Source organism: Mesomycoplasma ovipneumoniae SC01, assembly GCF_000218525.1.
GTDB classification, from domain to species: Bacteria; Bacillota_I; Bacilli_A; order Mycoplasmatales; family Metamycoplasmataceae; genus Mesomycoplasma; species Mesomycoplasma ovipneumoniae_A.
Window position 1 is genome coordinate 1 of the sequence record NZ_AFHO01000024.1, and the last position, 4,231, is coordinate 4,231.

Sequence of the window (4,231 nt, forward strand, 5' to 3'; positions counted from 1 at the left end):
AAATTGCCCGAATTAGAACTTTTGTTGATGCAAATAATACCTCAAGTTTTGATATTAAATTTAATGACCAATCATTAATGTTAAATGGTAAAGAAGTAAAAATTAATTTCTTTGCTGATGATCAACCTACAAAAATGCTCTCAAGTTCAGCGCAAGTTGTTGGAAACAAACTATTTTCGTTAGCAAAAAATTTACCAAAAGAAAAGCATTTTACAATTTCATCACTTGAAATTGTTGAAAATGCCACAAATTTTGATGAAAGTGGTCAGCCGCAGACTAGTCAAATTTTCTTTGCCCAAAATTTTGACCAAAAACAGAAAAAGTTCTTTACTAATGCAACAAGCGCGATGGTTGAATCAGTTGTTGTTGACCGAATTACCGAAGATCTTAGTCGTGTTAGTATGATTCTTGATTCAGTTGATGATTTTATTAAAGATAAAATTGCAACTTTATATTTTAAAGTCGCCGGATCAAGTAATTTAATTAAATCTGAGGCCCAAGCTTTTAAAATTAATGGCGACAAATTGGTTCTTAGTTGGGATTTAATTAATCTTGAACCGGGAACTAATTATTTAATTGACTCAGTTGGAATTGCTGATTCAACAAATGAATTTGTTAATAAATTATATTTAAATTTTGGTCCTAATATTAGCGCTAATAAACTTACTTGGACTACCCGTCCGGCTGTTAGTTCAATTACTTATATTTCAAAATCTGACTCTGCAGTTGAACTTAATATTGCTTTTAAAAATATTCTTGAATCTTTAAAAACAGCCAAAATTACCTATTCAGAATTAAAACCTGGCGGAGCTGTCAAAACTATTGATGCAATTATTGAAAATAATTCAATAATTGCAAATTTAGAAGTAAATTCACTTGCAAAAGGGCAAGACTATTTAATTGAAAAAATTGAAATTGATAATTATCAATCTTCAAAAGGTGATTCAGATATTCTGAAAGTTTCCAAAACAATTAGTCAAGCCCAAAAAATATTTGGAGTTCATGCACCTTTAGTTTTAACTAAAATTGAAAATATTGAAGAACAACAAACAAGCGCTAAATTAAAAGTAACCTTTAGTCCTGAGACAATTAAAGCAATTGGTAAAGACAAAGTAAAAATTTATTATTCGCTTGCAGGCTCATCAAAACTTTTATCAGCTGTTGTTGAGTCAAACCAGCAAAATGCTGATAATTCCTTAACTTTTGACCTTAGTGATCTCGAAATTGGTTCAAAATACAACATTAATTCTGTTGTCTTAGTAAAAGAAATCGAAACCTTCCAACAAGGTCAAAACACACTAGTTTCTGAAAGAAACATTTTATTTGGCGATGCTAATAGTGCTGTTGACTCAAATCAGACATCATTTTTTACCCAGAGTGCAATTGTTGAAGTTGGTTATGATAATTCTTATGAGCAACGTGTAATTGCTACTTTCATTTTAGCTGATGCAAAAGGTGTCTTTAATGGTAAAACTGCAACACTTAAATATAAATTAAAAGCAAAAAATGGCTCTGAAGAAGAAGCAAAACAAGCTAAATTCAAAGAAGGAAACATTTCTACAAAAGTAAATTCTAACCGAATTTCATTTGACATTACCAACCTGTACAAACAAGGTCTTTACCAAATTGATAAAAATTCAATCGAAATTGGCGATTCCAGCCCTCAGACCGTAACAGCTCAAACTTTTGCCCGTACAAAAAGATCAGTTTCACTATTTGATGCAAGTCAAACTACAAACACAATTCCATTTAAAGATAATTTACTTGATTTACCAGAAAAATCAGAATTTTCTACCATTCCAAAAACAGCAAATGTAACAAAACTTGAACTAACAGATCGAACAAAAAACACTGCTAAATTTGAAATTGAATTTGGTAAAGAATTTAGCCAAATTCAAAACAACCCTGGCCAGTCTGAAAAACTTGATGATTTCCTTAATAAAAATAAACTCAAAGTTCGCTATAAAAAATATGGTGGCCAAGAAGAAGAACAAATCGTTGAAGCAAAAACTGATGTTGATAGCCAAAAAACATCTTTTGAACTAACAGGTCTTGAAAACGGTCAACAATATGTAATTCTTGGCTTTGAACAAGTTCAAACTGAAGGTGAAGACAACAAAACACCAAAAGTTGATATTTATTTAGATGATCTTGATTTTTACAAGGATCAAATAATTGCAACTTCTGCTGTAATTTCAAAAATCGAAATTGACACAGAAGTTGAAACCCAAGCTCGCCTCAGACTTGAACTCAAAGATGGTGGAAGATACACGGCAGGTAAAAAATTAACTGTTGAACTCGAAAAAATAGAATCAAGCTCTGCTCTATCTACAACACCAGCAGGTGCAACTCAATCAAATTTAGTTCTTAGTGGCTCAAGTCTTAATGGAATTTACGATTTTACCTTTTTAAACTTAGAAAAAGCAACAAAATATAAAATCAAATCAGTTAAATTTGAAAACCCAGTTACTCCAACTGGCGATCCTGGTGTTGCGACTTTTGCTTCAAGACGTTCAAAACGAAGTTTAGATCCAGTTTTAGTTAATGTTGATGCTCAAAGCATAGTCGAAGAAGAAATTGGGCTTCTTGAAACTGATGCAAGTCTTGAGGATAAAAAATCATTTATAACAAGCGCTAAAAGCGCAATGATTGTCAAAATTGAAACTGAGTCAGTCACAACAACATCGCTAAAAGTTAAACTTACTCTTGATAATATTGATGATTATTTAGGTCAAAAACAAATTGAACTTAGCTATAAAAATTTATCAACCCAAACTAGCCAAACTAAACAAGTTGAAGCAACTGTTGATCAGGCAGCCAAAACAATTAGTTTTGATTTAACTGATTTATCGCCTGGAGATAAATACGAAATTGAAAGTGTTAAACTCAAAGAAGAAACTACCCAAGTACGAAATGAACTTGATTTAAAAAAACAAGAATTTAAATTTGAATTTGACAGATCACCTAATACTCAGGCCGGTTTTGAAAAACAATTTTTCTCACCAACACCAAATCTAGCCCAAATTTTACCAGTTTCAACTTCTGAGACTTCTGTTCAAATTAATATTAAACTTAATGACAATGGCGCTAATTGAAATAATAAATTTTTACAAATTAAAATTAAATCAAAAATTGGCCAACCACCTCAGTCGCAAATTCCAAGTGTTTATAGTGCTGAAATAATTAATGGTAATGCCGTTTTTGACATTAGCGGTTTAGAAAAAGCAAGTTCATATGAAATTGAAGAGCTAAAAGTTCTTGATAGTTTGCCAACTCAAATTCAACCTAACCAAATTCAAGGTGGAGCTGAAGTTGATGGATTTAGTACCCAACAACCAAATCAAAAAATAACTAAAGAATTTGTCCTTGATGCCGAATCAGCAACAATTACTAATATTAGTTATAAATCTGATAATACAAGCGCTGATATTAGTGTTAGTTTTGCCCAAGATGAGAAATTTTTATACCAAAGTGGTGCTAATACAAAAAGAAAACTCCAATTTACTTTCCAAGATAGTCAAAGCGGGCACCAAGTTAGCGCGCAAAAAGAATTTGACACTCCAGCTCAAAATACAAGTCCAAAACTTGATTTTAGCCTTGATTCAGTTAGTCCAGGAAGTTTGTATGTTCTGACAAAAGTTGAAGATATTACCCCAGAAGTTGATGGTGCACCAAAAAGACTAAAAACTTTCAAATTTAGCGATACTCAGCAAGCTCGAAATCAAGGAACAGCAACCACAACTCCAGAGGTTTTGTCAAAACTTTATTTTGCCACCAAGCCAGAAGTAATTTCTTATTCAATTGATAAAATTTCTGAAACAAAATATTTGGCTAATTTTACAATTAGAGACCCACTTGCCGGAAGAGACATTGCCCAAGGTGGTTTTGAAGGTCGTGACGTTAAAGTAAATTTACAAAAACTAGTCGATTCAAAAGGAACAGACCTAAGTACCCAGACAGGTCAAAATGTTGAAAAACAAGCAAAAATTCAAAATTCCAAAGTTAGTTTTGAACTTGAAAATCTAGAAAAAAATGCAATTTACAAACTCATTAGTCTAACTTGAGCTGATATAGAAGAAACACAACAAACAATTTCTGGTTTTGTTGCAACTCAGTACCAAGTTGATCCAACTACAAAAACTACTCCAACTACAAATCAAAAATTTTCAGATTTTGCAATTAAAGTTAGTGATCCAGGGACAAATTCTAAAATTGAAGGAAGTGTTTCAGG

1 protein-coding gene is annotated in these 4,231 nt (G+C 31.9%); it reads left to right on the plus strand.

Annotation, left to right across the window (positions count from 1 at the left end; translation table 4 throughout):
• Positions 1 to 4,231: DUF1410 domain-containing protein (locus MOSC01_RS0103695; protein WP_029513122.1), on the plus strand; the 4,231-nt coding region annotated here is incomplete at both ends.